This is a genomic window from Latilactobacillus parasakei, assembly GCF_049674265.1.
In the GTDB taxonomy this organism is placed as follows: Bacteria; Bacillota; Bacilli; order Lactobacillales; family Lactobacillaceae; genus Latilactobacillus; species Latilactobacillus sakei.
The window spans coordinates 799,367-817,218 of sequence record NZ_CP186861.1 but is presented as its reverse complement, the minus strand read 5'-3'; the positions used below and the strand labels follow the sequence as shown (position 1 = coordinate 817,218).

The following is a 17,852-nucleotide window of genomic DNA, read 5'->3' as shown; positions in this document are numbered from 1 at the left end:
CATCATTGCTAGTAATGGTTAGCATTGTGTCTTCAAGCTCAAATATTTATATAAAATAATAGGAGCTTTTTTCAGAGTGGATCAGTTAATAGCCAACCTGTTTTGATACTAAAATTCGTTGGTATGATCCGTTCTCGTCTTTCACACGTACCTTATAACGTACTTTAGTCCCCCTTAGGAGTTCGATAAATTTTTGTATGAACCGGTATCTTTAAATTTGATTTGGGTGTAACCTGATATGAAAAGGTAACTCCGGTCGTAGTCACATCATATCCGCCTTTCGTTGGTTAGGTATTCCCCCTTTTTCTTGTTTTCTGGACCAGCATTTAATGAGTAATCGGCTAACGAAAATGGGATACATAAAGAACAAATTAGTAACTGGATTGATGTGCGCCGAATGAATGGAAAACTGGCTAAACGCCGACAAATGAAAAAATAAAAAAAGAAACGCGACTAAAATAACGAATCTTGTGATTCATTGTTTAGTCGCGTTTTTAGTTTAAACTCTAGCGTATTTACGGGCATCAGAATAGTTGAAAAATTCAGCTTTGGCGGTATAGTCGCCACGATAAACACCATTCCAGCCGGCTCTTTGACCATAAGCACCTAGGTCGATTAATAATTGTTCTTCAGATTTATTGAGATGAATTTCACCAAAGCCAACACTATAAATATAATTTGAGAGGCGGTTAACTAACGCTTCAGGATTCTTGGCAGTTTCAAGTGTGAGATAGACCTGACTCAAAACATCGGTAATGTCGAGAAGTGCGTTTGATTTATCTGGATGAGCCATTAGGCTGTTGTAAAGTGTGTGAATATTTTCTTTGACCATTAATTGATTTGTCATGTAAATCCCTCCATGGATTAATATATTTCATACTCGTTATAGTGCTCAGACAATATTTTGTCAATCATGATTAGCCGATAATTTGACCTGACTAGTAAAATTTGAAATGTGCATTACTGTACCGGTAACGTTTAACGTTTGAAATGGGACGTTAATCTTTTTTTTGAATATTGACCTAATAATAAGTCATAATAAACGGATAAGATACTTAGTTGGTCAATTAAAGTATTGATCACTGATTAGGAGGATGCCATTTGAGCTTATTGTTGAAACAAACCCAGGAATACCAAAAAATTCTTTCTTTGGTAATATCAATGATCATTATAGCGGCCGCCTATTTGAGTCATTCACAAGCGGCTTTAGGATTTCTAATCGTTTTTGGTGTTGCTAGTTTAGGGGAGCATTTCTTACTCTATTCATCGAATGTCGAAAACAGTTGGGCAGGGAAAGTAGATTTAATGATTAAAATCGTTGGTCTATTCTATGTCCTATATAAATTTGTTGGGTAGTTAAAAGTTGGAATAAAATCATTTATTCCAACTTTTTTAGTTGTTATCGACTGTTGGCGGATGTTAGTTATTTTTAATAAGATAAGCTTGTGAATTATGTATAATTTGATTAGACTAAGATTAGGAGAAAGTATGATGATGTTTAAAAAACTTTCAGAAAAAATAGGGGTATGGTGAAATTTTCTTCGTGTTAAACGTAGATTTGATTGCCATAAGATAGGTTGTTGGGACAAATGTTATATACGGATGTATGGGTTTCTTTTTTACAAAATTTCGTTGCAATTTTATTGATTTTTTTATTGTATAGATATGTTCAAAGAAAAATAACATTTAAACGCATCGTAATGGACGTGCTAATAACAGTTATTTTTTCAATACTATATCTGTTTATTTCAGATGCATCCTTACTCGTGATGGTATTAATCCGGTTGGGATGGCACTTTCATCAGCAGAAAGAAAATAAGATTAAAACAACAGATAGTGCCGATTTAATTCTGATTATTGTTATTCAGTTATTATTAGTTGCCATAGGGACGATTATTAGTCAGTTTAGCATGTCGATTATCAAACATGATTTTAGTGTCAAAATTTTGAGTAGCAATGCTACTGAAATTACATTATGGGGCATCTTCATTGCCGTTATACTGGATGGTTTATTTTTAATTTTATTGAAAAATAACCGTCCCAAGTTACAACGCTTAAATCAAGAAATTACAGAATTTTCATTGGAAAATCAATACTTCAGATTTACGTTCGGTCTATTTTTAGCGATACAAGTTGTATTGGCAATTGGAAATCTTCAAGGGATAACAGCAACGATATTATTAACCATTATTATCATTTTTGGTGTCCTCATCGGGATGACATTTTGGCAAGTGATGCTTTTTTTGAAGGCTTATTCGATTCGCCAAGAAGCCAACGACCAATTTGTCCGGAATCAACAACTTCAAGATTACCTAGTCAATATCGAACAGCAGTACACCGAATTACGGCGATTTAAGCATGATTATCAAAACATCTTATTATCGTTGGAAAGTTTTGCTGAAAAGGGCGATCAGCAACAATTTAAGGCCTATTATCAAGAACTATTAGCGCAACGGCCAATTCAAAATGAAATCCAAGGGGCAGTCATTGCGCAACTCGATTACTTGAAAAACGAGCCAATTCGAGGATTAGTCATTCAAAAGTTTTTGGCGGCCAAACAGGCTGGTGTTACTTTAAAATTCGAAATGACCGAACCAATCGAATTAGCAACCGCTAATTTATTAACGGTTATTCGGATTATCGGTATTTTATTAGACAATGCCATTGAACAGGCTGTTCAAGAAACAGATAAATTAGTGAGTTGTGCCTTCTTACAATCTGAAGGCTTAATCGAAATCACGATTGAAAATACGGCTAGCCAAGTTAAGGATATCCAAGCATTTTCAGAGTTAGGTTATTCAACTAAAGGTGCTGGTCGGGGGACTGGTTTAGCTAATGTGCAGGATTTGATTGCCAAACAAACCAATTTATTTTTGGAAACGCAGATTGAAAATAGAAAGTTACGACAGACATTGATGATTACGGAGGAAATTTAATTTGTATCCCGTTTATTTATTAGAGGATGATTTACAGCAACAAGCGATTTATCAGCAAATTATCGCGAATACGATTATGATTAACGAATTTGGAATGACTTTAAAATGTACTGCCAGTGACACGGAGACATTGTTGGCAGCAATTAAGGACCAGCAACGAGGTTTATTCTTTTTGGATATGGAAATTGAGGATAACCGCCAAGCCGGTTTAGAAGTGGCAACTAAGATTCGGCAGATGATGCCGTTTGCGCAAATTGTCTTCATTACAACCCACGAGGAACTGACATTATTAACGTTAGAACGAAAAATAGCGCCTTTAGATTACATTCTCAAGGATCAATCAATGGCTGAAATCAAAAGGCAATTGATTGATGATCTATTGTTAGCTGAGAAACAAAACGAGGCGGCAGCGTATCACCGAGAAAATTTATTTAGTTATAAAATCGGTCCCCGTTTTTTCTCATTACCATTAAAGGAAGTTGTTTATTTATATACTGAAAAAGAAAATCCGGGTCATATTAATTTGTTAGCCGTTACCAGAAAGGTTACTTTTCCAGGAAATTTAAATGCGCTGGAAGCCCAATATCCAATGCTCTTTCGCTGTGATAAAAGTTACTTAGTTAACCTATCTAATATTGCCAATTATGACAGTAAAACGCGTAGCTTAAGTTTTATCGATGGCAGTGAAGCAAAGGTCTCGTTTCGTAAATCACGAGAACTAGTAGCTAAATTAAAACAAATGATGTAGCGCATATTAACGTTTAACAGATAAAGTTGAACGTTAATATTTTTTTTGCGCAGAAATGGTAAATTGAAGCATAATAGTTCTATAAATGGCAATTGAACTAGCCTGAAACAGGCCTATTCATAAATTAAGGAGAATATAAAAAATAGTGTTTCTTAAGAAAAGTAACGGGTTAATTATTATTTCAATTTTATTAATAATAGGTGGTATTGGTCTAATAATCATCTTAGGCAATGAAGATCGTTTTAGACTAGCGGATATAATGCTTATTATCGGGATGACCTTGTTTATTAATATTAAGTTCAAGGACCGTCATTAACGTGTTTGATAGACGTTTAAGATAAAAAATTAAACGGTGAAGTAAATATCATTAGAGAAGCATCTGAAGACTTTAGGGAGGGGAAGTTATGAAGAGATTATGCATATTAGTTTATCAAGGGCTGCCATTTCTGATTGATAATTTGGTTATCTTTAATAAGAAGGAACGGAATTTTGTGAAGAAGTTAAACAATAGAATCGATGAACTATCGATGAGCTGGCAAGTAGAACTTGATAGCTCATTTGGAAATATTAGTGATATTGAAGTCAAAGCACCGCAAGCCGTGTTATTAAAAAATGGCTTGCAATATCGTTTTAATACTGGCAGCTTCCCTAAAAAGGATATCTATCAATTGGGAGCTTTAGAATTACAAGAAGGTGATATTGATGCCGTTATTTCTTTTTTGAAGCATTTAGAGAGGTAGTTTGAATTTCTTTGATACACAATTATTTTGTAAGATATCAACTAGATACTTTATTAAAAAAATTAATATTTATATTTAAATGGAGGAGTGCATTAATAATGCGTTTAAAAAAGAATTTCTATAAATCATTAGATCTCTATATTGGTATTTGGGCCTTAATAGCTAGTTTTGCAGTATTCAATGAAACGATGTTTAGTGTTTCTTGGTGGTTGGATATTGTTGGTGTCATAATAGGGATTTCATTAATCGTATCAGGCTTATTTTTAGGCGATAAAGCTTAGTTTTTGCGCCTTCGAAATAGTAATAAGAATACATACTAATACCAAATATTAACGTTTAACCGATAAAGTTGAACGTTAATATTTTTTTTAACACTAAATTAAGAATTCCGCCATAATACTTTCATAAGGGAGTTGGTTATATTGACAATTAGTGATCAAGAACTATTCGATTTAATCGATGCAGCTTACAATGAAGATTTATCAAATCAACCACAAAAATATGAATACAAGGCAGCCTTATTAGCAGGTGCCAAGCGATTAATCGAAGGTGCAGATTCGCTTAGTGTCTGTGTCGATATCTACAATGCTTATCATGAAAATTACATCGTATCGATAAGCTTACCGCGTGCTAATCGCAATTTATATGGTTACATTCATCATAAATTAGAAAAATTAGATCGAAAACGATTACGCGATTTGAATTTAGGCTACGGTTTAATTGCATCTTCAATGATGTTTGGCGGTATGCATTAAGAATAGGAGTTGGGTAATATGAAATGGTATTCAGGTGGTTCAGAACGTAGTGAACAAGCGATTACAATAATTAAGGCGTTATTAACGGATTTACAAGATGCTTCAAAAGGGCCTACTTTACAAACTGTTTTAACGACTTATCAAGCAGAACTTGAAAGTAAAAAAGCAAGCGTGCCCTTGATCTTGAGTCGCTTAAATTTGGCAATTGCCAATGCGCTTCAAGAAGACGGTTTGACTTTATCAGCTGCGCAATCCGAACAGGTCAAAGCACTAACGGCACTCTCTAACATTCGATATGGTTACTAACAGCATTTTTAAGGGGAATTGGAATGACATTTAATCACTTTTTTTATAAAGCAATTGATTTTTATTTCGGGCTCTATCTTTTATTTTCAAGCTGGTCGATTATTAACGAAAGTATCAGCACCATTTCATGGTGGTTTGACTTCTTTTGTATTGTGTTGGGGTTGTGGTTAATGATCGAAAACTTACTCACTAAGAAGGGCTGATGATGTTTGTCGAATTGGAGGAAAAAATAAGTTGGCGAGTGATCAAGGATTGCTGAACATTTTGCGGTTAATTGAAGTCGCCTTGAGTGATCCGCAAGTAGCGGCAGACTACCAATTAGCCGCTCATTTAAATAGGGGCGCAGCGGCTGCTAAAAATGGGTACTTGGATAGTCAATGCCGCAATGACTATCAACAAGCAATCAATTATTTCTTGATGGTTAACGGATTTAAGGTTTCACCGGCCTTGATTCAATTAATGTCGTTGTAAAATATGGTGCACCGATAAATATACGAAATCTAATAAGGGGGTGGGGCAAAAATAAATTTTGTCCCACCCCCTTTAATGATTCGCTAAAAATGCGACGACTGAGCGCGTACTGAGCGTTGATAGTTCTAGTGCGCCAAGTTGGTAGATTTGGTTTTGATCAAAAGCGTGTCGATCAAATTGGTGTTGTAAGCCATTTTTAGAATTAAGGCGTCTGGCTTTTTAGCCTTGATGGCTTGGCTGTCTCCAAAACTTTCATCTAGTGAAACGTGCCAATCCAATTGTTTGGCGGCAAGCGCGGTGTTTAAGTGCATGATAAATTCCTGCTCGTGGTGACTGCTAAAGTTGCTCCCAATAATTAAAGGAAGGGTTGTATAGACTAAAATGGCTTCTTTCATCGTGATATCTCCTTGTTTTATGACTATCATATGCTATTATACAACTATTGATAGCGCTTTATATACAAAAGGAGGTTTTGATAATGTTTGATAAAACGTATTTTGATTTCTTTAAGCATATGAGTTTAACAGGTGATGGCACCAGTTGGTATTTATTGGCGTTGAAGACGCCGTTAGAAGCAGCATCAGTCATTGAACGGCTTCAAGGGCAGTTCGACCAAATTCGTTTATATGGTGAAGGTTATAGTATTCGAAGCAGTTTGGGACAAGCAAAGGTGATTGAACTAATTGAACAATCTTTAAATTTAAAAGTTGAGCAAGACTTCCAATTAGTCAGTCTTTCGCAGTTTAATGCGATTGGACGTTAAATGTCGATAATAATGAGAAGCTGCTAATTACCATATGAAAACGTTCTAATAAACTCGGGATTCCCTTTGACAAGTAGGCCAAAGAGGACTACATTTAAATTGTGAATGATAGTACAAAAGGCACTAATATTCATGTTCAGGATTAATCAATATGGAAGAGGTGGCCATTATGGCAACAAATAATTTAGTTTTGAAGACAGCTGACATTTGTGATATTCGTGATATTGAAGAGGCGCGGGCAACAATCAAACCTTACATCCGGGAAACACCATTAATTCAATCGATGTTTTTAAGCCGGAATGTCGCTAAGGGCAATGTTTATCTGAAATTAGAAAACATGCAATTAACAGGCTCGTTCAAATTTAGAGGTGCCAATAATAAAATTAATCATTTAACTGAAGAACAACGTCAACGTGGGATTGTAACAGCATCAGCTGGTAACCATGCACAAGGGGTCGCATTAACCGCTAAGTTATTGGGAATTGATGCAACAGTTGTTATGCCAGAAGAAGCCCCAATTGCTAAACAAGAAGCAACGGCTGGCTACGGTGCTAACGTTGTCTTACACGGTGCAACGTTTAACGATGCACGTTTATACATGGAACAATTAGCAGAAGAAAAAGGCATGACAATCGTTCATCCTTACGATGATCGTGAAGTCATGGCTGGACAAGGTACAATTGGTCTTGAAATCTTAGATGAAATTTGGAATGTCGACACAGTAATTATCCCTGTTGGTGGGGGCGGCTTAATTTCAGGTGTGGCAACAGCTTTGAAATCTTTTAACCCATCAATTCACATTATCGGGGTTCAATCTGAAAACGTGCATGGGATGGCGGCTTCAATCGATGCTGGCAAAATTACAAGTCACCATGATGATTTCACATTGGCAGATGGTACAGATGTTGCTATTCCAGGAGACTTAACTTACCCAGTTGTTCAAAACCTAGTAGACGAATTTATCTTAGTCACTGAAGACGAAATCGCAATGGCAATGACCGACTTGATGCAACGGACTAAGATTGTCACAGAAGGTGCGGGTGCATTACCAACAGCTGCCTTATTAAGTGGCAAGATTGATCCTAAGTGGCTTGAAGATAAGAACATTGTTGCGATGGTTTCAGGCGGTAATGTTGATTTAACACGGGTTTCAGGGATTATTGAGCACCTCTTCAAACCAGCAGACACAAGCAAGGGTGTTGTTGGTTAGTTCATTCAAAAAAGGTATCGCGAATTTTCGCGATACCTTTTTTGACGTTTATCGGTTAATTATTGACGTTCATTAAAATTGAGAAACAGTTAAAGTCGATTATGGGATACTAATCTTAAATCAAAAAATTAGGTGGTTTGAAATGGTTACTATGAAGCGCGTCTGTTATTTCATTTTGTTAGTTTTATTAACCAGTGTGATCTATGTTGAAGAATTATTAGGGGTTAGCAATCATTATCTAGCCCAGCATGAAATGCGGTTTATCGTGTTTGATTTAATCATGTGGGGGCTTCTATTGGCCTTGTTACTGGTTATTTATCGTCGCTTGTCAAAAGCTAACGGGCCAGAAGTAGCGGTTCCAGTGATTAAGAAGATTGGGATTATACTGCTCATGCTAGCAGCGAGTTACTTATTAAACTGGTTTGATCAATTCTGGAATCCGCTGACGTTACCACAAAATCAGGTGGTGATTGATCAGCGGATGCAGGTAGCACCTTATTTAACAACAATCGGTAATGGCTTGATCGCACCAACAATTGAAGAGCTATTATTTAGAGGGCTCTTTTTCAATTTCTTTTTCCTGAAGAAAACAATGTTTAATGGTTTCTTGAAGGTCATTGTATCAGGGCTGATATTTGGCAGCATGCATGAATTAGCAATTAATTATAATTGGTTGATTTATTGCGCGATGGGCTGGATTCTAGGTGCCACTTATTACTGGACGAAGGATTTGAAATGTTCAATGATTCTGCATGCCTTGATTAATTTGCTTTAGCTAATCGGTTAGCCCGCATTTGGAGCAGTTTTGAAGTTGTTGCCAACGAAATCGTGGTAAGGATAATGAAGAAGGTCATTGGTAATAATGGCGCTGGCATTTGAGCACCTGAAAATTTCAGGATAATCGTGGTGAGCGTCGTGAAAGTCGATAGAATATTCAGGATTAATAATGAAAGTTCATAATGACCATCTTGTTTAGAGAGAATGTGGCCTGAGTATAAAACGCCAACAGCAAGAATAATATATAAGAAGTAAAAGCCCCCAAATAAAACAATGAAGCCACTAGGCGATTCCTTGGCCATTTTGAGAATCGTTTGGTCTGTAAAAACGGTGATAATCGTGGTGAGAATTTGGTAAGCGACATAGAGAGTTACGAGGTAGATCAATGTTGGAATATTGCGCTTTAATTTTTGTTTGAGCAATTACTTAGTCTCCAATCGAAGTTTTTGGTACTGTTAGTTTAGCATGTGAATAACGGTAAACGCTATAAAAAGAATGGCGGCGTAACCGAATTCATTTGTAATAATTATTATCTGCGTTATAATTAGATTGTACGAAATAGATAAGGAGTGATCAGCGTGAAAATTATTGTTGTCGGTTCATCCCATGGTGGGTTCGAAACAGTTCAAGAAAGTTTACTAGATTATCCGGATGCAACAATCCAATGGTACGAACAGGGCGATTTTCTATCGTTCTTATCCTGCGGGATGCAACTCTATTTAGAAGGAACAGTCAAGAATGTTGACGATGTTAGCTATGCAACGCCAGAAGGCATGCGTGCTAAAGGTGTCGATGTTCGTTTACAACAAGCTATTACAGCCATTAACGCTGACCAACATACGGTTCAGGTTAAGGATTTAAAAAATAATACAACTCGTGAAGAAAGTTACGATAAGCTCGTCTTAAGTGTCGGGGCTGTGCCATTTGAACTTCCCGTTGCTGGGCGCGACTTAGCTAACGTTTATGCAATGCGTGGTCGTGATTGGGCAATTAAGCTCAAGGCCAAAACGGTTGATCCAACTGTGAAAAACGTCGTTGTCATTGGTTCAGGCTATATCGGTATTGAAGCTGCTGAAGTCTTTGCCAAAGCTGGTAAAAACGTGACAGTTGTTGACGTCTTACCACGTCTATTGAGTTTATACCTCGATCAAGAATTTACAGATGAATTAACAACTGAAATGCAAGCTCATAATATTTATCCAGCAGTCGGTCAATCTGTTAAGGAATACCGCGGTGCTGACGGTAAAGTTACTAAGGTTGTGACGGATCAAGCCGAATATGATGCCGATTTAGTTATCGAAGCTGCTGGTATTCGTCCAAATACAGCTTGGTTGAAAGATGTGCTTGATTTAGACCGTAGTGGTCGGATTAAGATTAATGAATATCTACAAACGAGTCAACCTGATATCTTTGCGGTGGGGGATGCAACGGTTGTTAAATATGCACCTACTGGCGAAGAAATCCCAATCGCTTTAGCAACGAATGCCCGCCGTCAAGGTCGCTACGCTGCTAAAAACTTGGTCACAGCTGACCAACCAGTGCCAGCTGTTTCCGGTTCGTCAGCCTTAAGTGTTTTCGATTATCACTTTGCTTCAACGGGGATTAAAGAAGGGACTGCTGATAAGTCAGGCGTTAAGACCCAATCCGTCGTTGTTACAGAAACTTATCGTCCGCATTTCGTTCCAGCTGACGAAAACCCAGAAGTTAAATTCAAATTAACATTCGATCCTGAAACAGGCCGGATTTTAGGCGCACAAATCATGTCTAAAGCAGACGTCACAGCTAATATCAACGCTATCTCATTAGCCATCCAAGGCAAGATGACGGTTGACGATTTAGCTTACGCTGACTTCTTCTTCCAACCTGGTTTCGACCGGCCTTGGAACATCATGAACGTTGCCGCTCAAAAGGCACAACGTTTGATGCATTAGTAGTATAAAGATAGATATCGAATAAAAAGACTGTTTAAAATGAATTTTTGATTCATTTCAGACAGTCTTTTTTGTAATATAAAAACTAATTAATAGTAAACGAGAATTGATTTTAGAGACTCTTAATTGCGGCTAGCCTTTCTAAAATTACTTTTAATTTTCGTCTAGCAAGATAGCAAGTAGAGCCGTTTTTCAAAATGATGACACTATTTTTTTTATCAACATAGTCAATATAATTAAGGTTTACTATAAAAGACCTATGACAACGAATAAAGTTTTGAGACAGTCTTTTTTCAATTTCTTTTAAATCTCCATTAAAATGTATTCGTTTATCTAAACTATGAACGATTAGTTTATGTGGACTAACTACTTCAAAAAAGGTAATCTTTTGTTCATCTATAAATAACAGTTTTTCTTCAGAAATAATATTAAATATCTTTTTAGTTGTACGGGTAGTATTAAGTTGAGTTTTAATTGTTTCGAAACAAGCTTTTATAGCGCGCTCTATATCGGCGGGATTATCTTTTAAAATATATTCAAGTGCTGATACTTTATAGTGGAAGGTTTGAAATGCCATCTCAGAATGAGTGGTTATGAATATAATATAACCGTCACTGTCTATTTTTCTGACTTCTTGTGCTAAAGTAAAACCGTTAAGATTAGGATCATTTAAATCTATATCTAGAAAATAAATACCCACTGTCTTGTTTTCTTGAACCGCTTGAAGAACGCTAGCAGGATCATGAGTGGACTTTGCAATGAACATATCAAAGTCTTCAATTATGATATGTTTTTTTATTAGAGTTTCGAGCTTCTCTCTTTGACCAGTGTTATCTTCACAAATATATACGGGAATCAATTGCTAATCTTCTTTCAGTATGATGATTTTTTGGATAAAAAGGCTATTCTCTATGGTGGTTTCCAGAGACATATTTTTTGTACTGTTTATAATGTGTTCAACTTCTGATAAACCCAAACCTCTATTATTTCCCTTGGTACTGTATCCCTTTTTAAATATTGTATCAATATTTACATTTTGAATTAAGTTATTCTTAATTAGTATTGTTAAGTCGGAACTTTCATTAAATATGATAATATCAACGATTTTAATAGTTTCTTCTATGTTTGCTGATGCTTCGATAGCGTTATCTAGTAATATACCAATACATCGATTAAAGTCAAATAGATCAACATTTAACTTGTTAACCGGATTGACGATTTCTATATTTATTGATACTCCGAGTGACTCTGCCTTTGTAATTTTTAAAGAGAGTAGTCCTTTTAGTTCTATTATTTTCATATTTGACAAAGACTTTAATTGAAAACTCTTTTTATTTTGTTCGGAGTTAATATGTTCTATCTCTTTATAATAGTATTTTTTTAGTCCAGGCATATCATCATTTTCAATATAACCAGAAAAACTACCGTAAATATTTATGAAGTCATGTCTAAATTGGCGCTGCGTATTTTCTAATTCTTCAAGTGAATTTAAATATTCTTTTAATTGGCTGTTGATTATTCTTTCGTAATTTAATTTTTCCAATGTATTCTTACGATACAGCCAAGATGTGACAAAGACAGAACAAGTGATTGTAACTATGATCATTAAAAAAGAATTACTAGTAATTAACGAATCATATTTACTAACTGAAGGATTATCCGTCATAATTATTCCTGTAAAGAAAAGAGCAATCATGCTCAGTATTAAAATACTAAGTTTTAAATTATCATATTTTTTTAGTAATTTAGAATCTATACGATACCTTTGATAAAGCTTAAAAATGAATTTTGAAATACTAAATGAGAATAGTATTGGAATGGCTGTATTTACACAAATCCAAAAAATATTGCTTTCTTGTGTTAAATAAGATATTCCTAGAATTTTAAAAATAATTAGCTCGCTTAATTGAGTTCCTAATGCTAATAACAAAAATACAAATAGAACATATGGTAATTGTTCTATTGAATGTTTTTTAATAAAAAAGTATAGAGAGGCAACAAACATTTCAATACTGATTAAGTAAATAAGTATTATATTGGCACTCATTAAATTAGTTATCCATATTACGATGAACTGTGTAAAAATAGTAATCAAACCAATCCTAATACTGTCTCTGCTTGTAATATTTAAGGGTAAGGATTGTAAACAAAATAAGTATCCTATGGTATAAACTAGAAGAATAAAAATCATTATTGTAACTCCATTTTTCTAAATATTTCATGATTATATTATAAAAATGAGTATCTGTCATTGAATAGATCGGCTATAAATGTTTCCTTTTGCGGGAGTTCTACGACGTCATTAAAGATAACTTTAGATATTATATAAGCACTTAAGAATCCGTTTAATATTGATCCTGTGTTATTACTTATATAGTTTTTAATCGAGGATATTCAAAAAAATATTAAATAGTCTGTTTCACCGAAATTTATAATTTTTCTTTAATAATATTATTGTTAATTAAAGTTAACTTTTTAAATCCTAATTTTAGCAATATTTCAAATTGATAACTTCCGATATATATTATGACATATTTTTTTAACTGAAAGAGGCTAATAATTAAAGTAGAATATTAACAAAAAAATAGAAATAGATATGTTTTCTATTTTTTTAATTATAATGAATAAGTTTTTCTAAATGGATTGAACCGTTTAAGAGAATATATTGTCTTTTAAGAAAATTCAACAGAATAGCAACCGAATAAAAGTATACTGATTCTTGCAAGTTGTAATAATATATATACTGACATAGTGCTTTAAAGGTCAATTTATATGGAATTCGCAATAATTGAAACTGAAGATATTATAGATGTACAGAAAATTAGTACTAGAACTTGGAAAGAAAGCAAGGATACTTAGGTGTATTAGTATACTTATTATTTAATTGATGGAAGTATTACTTGTTGCCATTGGTAAATATGGTTATATAAAATAGAACCCTATTAATCTGTGTGATTTTTGTATACATTGTTATATGTATTGCTTACAATATATTTTTTTAATAAAAGGGACTTGTAGGAGGATAAGATGAAATTATTTAAAATAAGTAGTTTAATATGGATAGTTATATTTTTTGTTGGTTCATTTTTTATTTGGTTTAGGGAAAAGGATGCGAGTGGTTTTTCTAATACACTAGCCAATCAGATAGTATCTCTAAGTATTTGGGGTTTTGTTTTCATTTGTATATTAATCGCCCATTTAGTGTGGCATCATCATTTAATAAAAAAATAAAAAATTAATTTTACTTCTTTAGAATTGAAATTAGGAATATGAATAATTGCTCAAAAATACGCAATTGTAAAATAAGGAGTAGTTTTAGACATATTTTTTTACAAAACCGTAGCGTATAATAGAAGGAAAGTGATGGGGGTAAACAAAATGTCGATAGCTTATATGGTTGGTATCACGCTGATTTATGTTGTACTTTACATGAGTACCCGTAGACGGGATAATCAGGAACTGATTAGTGTACTAACAACGTTGCAAGTCCTGATTATCATTAATATTATTTTTGACACAATTGGACATGAACAAAGTATCGCTGGCTTATACAAGGCGGTTTATCCGATGGCACTGTCGTTCTTTTGTTACTTGGGGAAAGATATGTTTAAGAAGAAGTAGGGAGGTACATGATGCAACTTAATTTGTGGCGTGCTTTTAAAACTGCCTTTTTCTTTTTAAGCACAATGGTCATTGCAAAAATTATTTTTAAGTGGGCAGCTTTTCGTGAACTCTATGCAGGCGGTAGTACGGAATTAGGATGGATAAGTATTAGCATGATTTTTCTAGGTGTTTACCTAGGGCTATTATTATTATTGACCTTGCTTATTTTCGCTTATCTACAGGTAAAACAATTATTTAAAAAATAGGATATAAAAAAACGACCAGTTAACTGGTCGTTTTTTGTGTTTAGAGCATTGGTAAAATAATGGTTGTCCATAGCCAGGACAGCGGCATGATGACAATCATCGCCGGTATCATATCCGCGGTCGGAAACATTTTTAGCTGGACCATTCTAAAGCCAGTTGCGAGCATCAAAACACCACCAGCGGCCTTAAAGTCAAAAATCATTGAAGGGGTTGTGAGGGGGTAGATTAAGTGTGCTGCGAAGAATAGGGCAATAAAGATCACGAATTGCGGAATGGCAATTAATGAAACGACAAAGCCTAAGTTTGCGGCGAAAATAGCGGCCGTAAAGAAATCTAGAATCGATTTAGAAATTAGAATCGTGGCATCGCCATTCATCCCTTCAGTTAAAGAACCATAAATCCCAGTACCACTGGCACAGAATAAAACAATGACAGTAACGAGGGTTGCATCAAATGTTTGCCGATCCAAGCCAGTTGGTGCATTGATGAAGCGCGAGATGAATTTTTGCATTTGTGCGGCACCCCGATTAATCCAGTCACCTAAGTGAATCAATAAGCCGAAGCCAGTACCGATAATAATGGCAAAAATCACGGCTGCCATGTTTTTCATCGGTGCAATGGCGTAAATCCCCATGGTCATTGAGCAAACCCCAAAGGCCATATTGAGTCCATCTTTAAAGTTGGCGGACATCTTTTTACCACCCAAAGCGCCAAAAATACCGCCTAATAAGACGGATAGGGCGTTAATCATAATTCCAATTGGCATAATAGCCTCCCATAGATAGTTAGTAGGTAAATCAATATTTACCAGTTTACTGGTTTAAAAAAGGCGGAACAATTCCAATTTTGTGCTAAAATATTCCAAATATGAATACGTTGGAGGAAAGCGAATGGATACTCGAAAATTGGCAACATTTATCGACTTAGCGCAAACGTGTAATTATAGTCGAACAGCTGAAAACATCTTTTCAACTCAGGCCACGGTCTCAAAATATATCATGGCGCTTGAAAAAGACTGGGGTGTCACGTTATTTACGCGTGACCACAGAACAGTAACGTTGACGAAGGCGGGCGCGGCCATTTTACCGGATGTTAAAACTTTAATTCAAGCGGAGCAACGGTTATTACAAACTATCGATCAGCAGATTAATCAAACGGACCCAACATTGGTGATTAAGGGTATTCCAACGATTTCGCGCTACCAAGCTTTTCAGTTAATTTTTCAATTTAATCAGCAACATCCAGAAATCAACCTCAAGTTCAGTGAGGCAGAGACAAATCAATTGATGGCGTCCTTAGACGATGGCCGGGCGGATATCGTGTTTACCCGTTTATTTGAAAAACCACAGGCTGAATATGCGGTTTTAGGCGAGGAGCGGGATTATTTTGTTGCGTTGATGGCGCGTGATAATCCACTCGCACAGCAGACCGCATTGACCGTTCAAGATTTAGCCCACGAGCCTTTTTTACTATTGGATGGGGCGACAAACGTCTTAGCGCCGGTGATGCAGACCCTTGAGCAAGCCGGTGTGGCACCGCAAATCGTCTATGAAGGTCGGCGAGTTGATTTAATTTTGGAGATGCTGAATCAAAAAATGGGCGTTTCAATTATGATGAACCACTCTTTTGACCTAGCGGGTTACGAAAACGTGGTTGCCGTCCCGATTCATCCCAAACAATACAGTCAGTTAGCCTTTATTAAACGCCAAGCAAATCAATCAGACTCAGTGCGCTTGTTCTGGCAATTTATTCAAGAAAATTAGAAAACGCATCTATTCCAATTTAGAATAGATGCGTTTTTAGTTTGAATTGTTCGCTTGCGTGCTTTGTTTAATAATGGTTGTATTCAATACGCCAAGGAGGCTTATTTATGAGTGAACAACCTTATGATTTACGTAAAGTATTAGCTGAAATCAAAGATTTACCAGGCCAATACCATGAAACAGATGTTGAAATTGATCCCAATGCTGATTTAGCAGGTGTCTACCGGTATATTGGTGCTGGTGGGACAGTCATGCGGCCAACAACCGAAGGCCCAACAATGATGTTTAACAACGTCAAAGGCTTCCCCGGAAGTCGCGTCTTAATCGGTTTGCAGGCTTCACGCCAACGGGTCGCAACGATTTTACATCATGACTACAAAACGCTGGGTCAAATGTTAAACGAAGCGGTAACCAAACCAGTTGCCCCCGTCGAAGTGACACGCGAACAAGCACCAGCACAAGAAGTCGTTCATTTAGCGAGCGATGCTGATTTTGATATCCGCAAATTATTAGCAGCACCAACCAATACGGAAGACGATGCTGGCCCATACATCACAATGGGTGTCGTGTATGGTCATAGCGTTGATCACCAACAAAGCGACGTCACGATTCACCGGATGGTCCTTGAAGATAAAGATACGATTGGGATGTATATCATGCCCGGTGGTCGCCATATCGGTGCGTTCTTAAAAGAATATGAAGCAATCAACGAACCAATGCCAATCACCATTAACATTGGCTTGGACCCAGCGATTACCATTGGGGCTACTTTTGAACCACCTACAACACCACTTGGTTACAATGAACTTCAAATTGCCGGTGCTTTAAGAAATGAAGCTGTTCAAGTAGTGCCTGGTGTCGCTGTTGATGCCTTAGGGATTGCCCGTGTTGAATGGATTATCGAAGCTGAAATTTTACCAAACCAATCAATGCAAGAAGATATTAATACGAATTCTGGGTATGCGATGCCAGAATTCCCTGGTTATAACGGCTCAGCAAATCCTGCCGTGAATGTGATTAAAGTTAAAGCGGTCACTCATCGTCAAGATAATCCGATTGTTCAAACAACAATTGGCCCTTCAGAAGAACACGTTTCAATGGCCGGCATTCCAACTGAAGCATCAATTTTGAGCTTAGTGGACCGTGCTATTCCAGGTAAAGTATTGAACGTCTATAATGCACCTGCTGGTGGTGGGAAATTAATGACTATCATGCAAATTCATAAGGATAACGAAGCCGATGAAGGGATTCAAAGACAAGCAGCATTGCTCGCCTTTTCTGCCTTTAAAGAATTGAAGACGGTCATCTTAGTGGATGAAGATGTTGATATCTTCGATTGGAACGACGTGATGTGGACCATCAATACACGATTCCAAGCCGATCGGGACATCATGGTCTTAGAAGGTTTACGGAATCATCCATTAGATCCATCTGAATTACCAGAATACGATCCAGCCCGGATTCGTGTGCGTGGGATGAGTTCTAAGTTAGTATTAGACGGGACTTTCCCATATGACATGCAAAAGAGTTTCAAGCGTGCGCAATTTAAAGAAATCGCAGATTGGCAAAAATATTTAGATTAA

The 17,852-nt window shown here is 36.1% G+C and carries 24 protein-coding genes; 18 read left to right on the top strand and 6 right to left on the bottom strand.

Features of this window, described 5'->3' with window-relative positions; all coding sequences use genetic code 11:
- Positions 1-499: 499 nt before the first annotated feature.
- Positions 500-847 carry a bacteriocin immunity protein gene (locus tag ACPBEH_RS04255; protein WP_424349837.1) on the bottom strand — a complete coding sequence of 116 codons (348 nt, stop codon included), beginning with the start codon at positions 845-847 and terminating at the stop codon, positions 500-502.
- 254 nt (positions 848-1,101) lie between these two features.
- Between ACPBEH_RS04255 and ACPBEH_RS04250 the strand changes: the two genes are divergently transcribed.
- From ACPBEH_RS04250 to ACPBEH_RS04210, 9 genes are all read left to right on the top strand, one after another.
- Entirely contained in the window at positions 1,102-1,356 is a 255-nt protein-coding gene (locus ACPBEH_RS04250; protein ID WP_094365682.1) for a hypothetical protein, read from the top strand.
- Positions 1,357-1,769: 413 nt separating this feature from the next.
- Positions 1,770-2,936 (top strand): sensor histidine kinase, encoded by a 1,167-nt coding sequence (locus tag ACPBEH_RS04245; protein WP_424350052.1) that lies wholly within the window; start codon positions 1,770-1,772, stop codon positions 2,934-2,936.
- Position 2,937: 1 nt separating this feature from the next.
- Complete coding sequence (locus ACPBEH_RS04240; RefSeq protein ID WP_424349836.1) at positions 2,938-3,684, top strand: LytTR family transcriptional regulator DNA-binding domain-containing protein; 747 nt, start codon at positions 2,938-2,940, stop codon at positions 3,682-3,684.
- Between the two features lie 404 nt (positions 3,685-4,088).
- Positions 4,089-4,424, top strand: a complete 336-nt coding sequence (locus ACPBEH_RS04235; RefSeq protein ID WP_424349835.1) for a hypothetical protein — start codon at positions 4,089-4,091, stop codon at positions 4,422-4,424.
- 98 nt (positions 4,425-4,522) lie between these two features.
- The gene (locus tag ACPBEH_RS04230; RefSeq protein WP_011374274.1) at positions 4,523-4,705 is read left to right on the top strand and encodes a hypothetical protein; all 183 of its coding nucleotides are present in this window, start codon (positions 4,523-4,525) and stop codon (positions 4,703-4,705) included.
- Positions 4,706-4,846: 141 nt separating this feature from the next.
- On the top strand, positions 4,847-5,179 hold the full coding sequence (locus ACPBEH_RS04225) for a bacteriocin immunity protein (RefSeq protein WP_424349834.1): 333 nt from the start codon (positions 4,847-4,849) through the stop codon (positions 5,177-5,179).
- Positions 5,180-5,197: 18 nt separating this feature from the next.
- Positions 5,198-5,485, top strand: a complete 288-nt coding sequence (locus tag ACPBEH_RS04220; protein WP_424349833.1) for a bacteriocin immunity protein — start codon at positions 5,198-5,200, stop codon at positions 5,483-5,485.
- Positions 5,486-5,508: 23 nt separating this feature from the next.
- The gene (locus tag ACPBEH_RS04215) at positions 5,509-5,688 is read left to right on the top strand and encodes a hypothetical protein (protein WP_424349832.1); all 180 of its coding nucleotides are present in this window, start codon (positions 5,509-5,511) and stop codon (positions 5,686-5,688) included.
- A gap of 31 nt (positions 5,689-5,719) precedes the next feature.
- Positions 5,720-5,956, top strand: coding sequence for a hypothetical protein (locus tag ACPBEH_RS04210; RefSeq protein ID WP_424349831.1), 237 nt, complete (start codon positions 5,720-5,722; stop codon positions 5,954-5,956).
- Positions 5,957-6,081: 125 nt separating this feature from the next.
- On the opposite strand, the gene ACPBEH_RS04205 is transcribed toward ACPBEH_RS04210, so the two are convergent.
- Entirely contained in the window at positions 6,082-6,351 is a 270-nt protein-coding gene (locus ACPBEH_RS04205) for a hypothetical protein (RefSeq protein ID WP_424349830.1), read from the bottom strand.
- An 83-nt stretch (positions 6,352-6,434) separates the two neighbouring features.
- Between ACPBEH_RS04205 and ACPBEH_RS04200 the strand changes: the two genes are divergently transcribed.
- The 3 genes from ACPBEH_RS04200 (at position 6,435) to ACPBEH_RS04190 (ending at position 8,704) form a co-directional block, all read left to right on the top strand.
- Positions 6,435-6,719, top strand: a complete 285-nt coding sequence (locus ACPBEH_RS04200; RefSeq protein ID WP_011374280.1) for a hypothetical protein — start codon at positions 6,435-6,437, stop codon at positions 6,717-6,719.
- 169 nt (positions 6,720-6,888) lie between these two features.
- Positions 6,889-7,929, top strand: a complete 1,041-nt coding sequence (gene tdcB / locus ACPBEH_RS04195; protein ID WP_011374281.1) for a bifunctional threonine ammonia-lyase/L-serine ammonia-lyase TdcB — start codon at positions 6,889-6,891, stop codon at positions 7,927-7,929.
- 142 nt (positions 7,930-8,071) lie between these two features.
- Positions 8,072-8,704 carry a CPBP family intramembrane glutamic endopeptidase gene (locus ACPBEH_RS04190; RefSeq protein ID WP_424349829.1) on the top strand — a complete coding sequence of 211 codons (633 nt, stop codon included), beginning with the start codon at positions 8,072-8,074 and terminating at the stop codon, positions 8,702-8,704.
- Here the strand turns inward: ACPBEH_RS04190 and ACPBEH_RS04185 are convergent.
- The gene (locus ACPBEH_RS04185; RefSeq protein ID WP_251950893.1) at positions 8,691-9,128 is read right to left on the bottom strand and encodes a hypothetical protein; all 438 of its coding nucleotides are present in this window, start codon (positions 9,126-9,128) and stop codon (positions 8,691-8,693) included. The two genes, ACPBEH_RS04190 and ACPBEH_RS04185, sit on opposite strands and share 14 nt — an antisense overlap.
- Before the next feature lie 156 nt (positions 9,129-9,284).
- Between ACPBEH_RS04185 and ACPBEH_RS04180 the strand changes: the two genes are divergently transcribed.
- The gene (locus tag ACPBEH_RS04180; RefSeq protein WP_011374284.1) at positions 9,285-10,637 is read left to right on the top strand and encodes an FAD-dependent oxidoreductase; all 1,353 of its coding nucleotides are present in this window, start codon (positions 9,285-9,287) and stop codon (positions 10,635-10,637) included.
- Between the two features lie 112 nt (positions 10,638-10,749).
- Here ACPBEH_RS04180 and ACPBEH_RS04175 read toward each other — a convergent pair whose 3' ends face one another.
- Positions 10,750-11,496, bottom strand: coding sequence for a LytR/AlgR family response regulator transcription factor (locus ACPBEH_RS04175; RefSeq protein WP_424349828.1), 747 nt, complete (start codon positions 11,494-11,496; stop codon positions 10,750-10,752).
- A gap of 3 nt (positions 11,497-11,499) precedes the next feature.
- Positions 11,500-12,828: a sensor histidine kinase gene (locus ACPBEH_RS04170; protein ID WP_424349827.1), complete on the bottom strand. Its 1,329-nt coding sequence runs from the start codon at positions 12,826-12,828 to the stop codon at positions 11,500-11,502.
- An 836-nt stretch (positions 12,829-13,664) separates the two neighbouring features.
- Here ACPBEH_RS04170 and ACPBEH_RS04165 point away from each other — a divergent pair.
- The 3 genes from ACPBEH_RS04165 to ACPBEH_RS04155 all read left to right on the top strand — a co-directional run bounded on the left by ACPBEH_RS04165 (position 13,665) and on the right by ACPBEH_RS04155 (position 14,506).
- Entirely contained in the window at positions 13,665-13,868 is a 204-nt protein-coding gene (locus ACPBEH_RS04165) for a DUF3923 family protein (RefSeq protein WP_424349826.1), read from the top strand.
- 147 nt (positions 13,869-14,015) lie between these two features.
- Complete coding sequence (locus ACPBEH_RS04160) at positions 14,016-14,258, top strand: hypothetical protein (protein WP_424349825.1); 243 nt, start codon at positions 14,016-14,018, stop codon at positions 14,256-14,258.
- A gap of 8 nt (positions 14,259-14,266) precedes the next feature.
- Positions 14,267-14,506 (top strand): hypothetical protein, encoded by a 240-nt coding sequence (locus ACPBEH_RS04155; protein WP_424349824.1) that lies wholly within the window; start codon positions 14,267-14,269, stop codon positions 14,504-14,506.
- Between the two features lie 40 nt (positions 14,507-14,546).
- On the opposite strand, the gene ACPBEH_RS04150 is transcribed toward ACPBEH_RS04155, so the two are convergent.
- Positions 14,547-15,272 carry a DUF554 domain-containing protein gene (locus ACPBEH_RS04150; RefSeq protein ID WP_025015914.1) on the bottom strand — a complete coding sequence of 242 codons (726 nt, stop codon included), beginning with the start codon at positions 15,270-15,272 and terminating at the stop codon, positions 14,547-14,549.
- A 124-nt stretch (positions 15,273-15,396) separates the two neighbouring features.
- On the opposite strand from ACPBEH_RS04150, the gene ACPBEH_RS04145 reads away from it, so the two are divergent.
- Both ACPBEH_RS04145 and ACPBEH_RS04140 read left to right on the top strand, forming a co-directional pair.
- Positions 15,397-16,269 carry a LysR substrate-binding domain-containing protein gene (locus ACPBEH_RS04145; protein ID WP_424349823.1) on the top strand — a complete coding sequence of 291 codons (873 nt, stop codon included), beginning with the start codon at positions 15,397-15,399 and terminating at the stop codon, positions 16,267-16,269.
- Between the two features lie 107 nt (positions 16,270-16,376).
- Entirely contained in the window at positions 16,377-17,852 is a 1,476-nt protein-coding gene (locus ACPBEH_RS04140; RefSeq protein ID WP_424349822.1) for a UbiD family decarboxylase, read from the top strand.

What these genes read in the sequence shown, in the direction of transcription:
- ACPBEH_RS04190 (WP_424349829.1), top strand. Translation starts at nt 8,072, where the DNA reads ATGGTTACTATGAAGCGCGTCTGTTATTTCATTTTGTTAGTTTTATTA.
- ACPBEH_RS04215 (WP_424349832.1), top strand. Translation starts at nt 5,509, where the DNA reads ATGACATTTAATCACTTTTTTTATAAAGCAATTGATTTTTATTTCGGG.
- ACPBEH_RS04155 (WP_424349824.1), top strand. Translation starts at nt 14,267, where the DNA reads ATGATGCAACTTAATTTGTGGCGTGCTTTTAAAACTGCCTTTTTCTTT.
- ACPBEH_RS04160 (WP_424349825.1), top strand. Translation starts at nt 14,016, where the DNA reads ATGTCGATAGCTTATATGGTTGGTATCACGCTGATTTATGTTGTACTT.
- tdcB (WP_011374281.1), top strand. Translation starts at nt 6,889, where the DNA reads ATGGCAACAAATAATTTAGTTTTGAAGACAGCTGACATTTGTGATATT.
- ACPBEH_RS04150 (WP_025015914.1), bottom strand. Translation starts at nt 15,272, where the DNA reads ATGCCAATTGGAATTATGATTAACGCCCTATCCGTCTTATTAGGCGGT.
- ACPBEH_RS04165 (WP_424349826.1), top strand. Translation starts at nt 13,665, where the DNA reads ATGAAATTATTTAAAATAAGTAGTTTAATATGGATAGTTATATTTTTT.
- ACPBEH_RS04170 (WP_424349827.1), bottom strand. Translation starts at nt 12,828, where the DNA reads ATGATTTTTATTCTTCTAGTTTATACCATAGGATACTTATTTTGTTTA.
- ACPBEH_RS04220 (WP_424349833.1), top strand. Translation starts at nt 5,198, where the DNA reads ATGAAATGGTATTCAGGTGGTTCAGAACGTAGTGAACAAGCGATTACA.
- ACPBEH_RS04230 (WP_011374274.1), top strand. Translation starts at nt 4,523, where the DNA reads ATGCGTTTAAAAAAGAATTTCTATAAATCATTAGATCTCTATATTGGT.
- ACPBEH_RS04145 (WP_424349823.1), top strand. Translation starts at nt 15,397, where the DNA reads ATGGATACTCGAAAATTGGCAACATTTATCGACTTAGCGCAAACGTGT.
- ACPBEH_RS04245 (WP_424350052.1), top strand. Translation starts at nt 1,770, where the DNA reads ATGGTATTAATCCGGTTGGGATGGCACTTTCATCAGCAGAAAGAAAAT.
- ACPBEH_RS04255 (WP_424349837.1), bottom strand. Translation starts at nt 847, where the DNA reads ATGACAAATCAATTAATGGTCAAAGAAAATATTCACACACTTTACAAC.
- ACPBEH_RS04200 (WP_011374280.1), top strand. Translation starts at nt 6,435, where the DNA reads ATGTTTGATAAAACGTATTTTGATTTCTTTAAGCATATGAGTTTAACA.
- ACPBEH_RS04235 (WP_424349835.1), top strand. Translation starts at nt 4,089, where the DNA reads ATGAAGAGATTATGCATATTAGTTTATCAAGGGCTGCCATTTCTGATT.
- ACPBEH_RS04205 (WP_424349830.1), bottom strand. Translation starts at nt 6,351, where the DNA reads ATGAAAGAAGCCATTTTAGTCTATACAACCCTTCCTTTAATTATTGGG.
- ACPBEH_RS04140 (WP_424349822.1), top strand. Translation starts at nt 16,377, where the DNA reads ATGAGTGAACAACCTTATGATTTACGTAAAGTATTAGCTGAAATCAAA.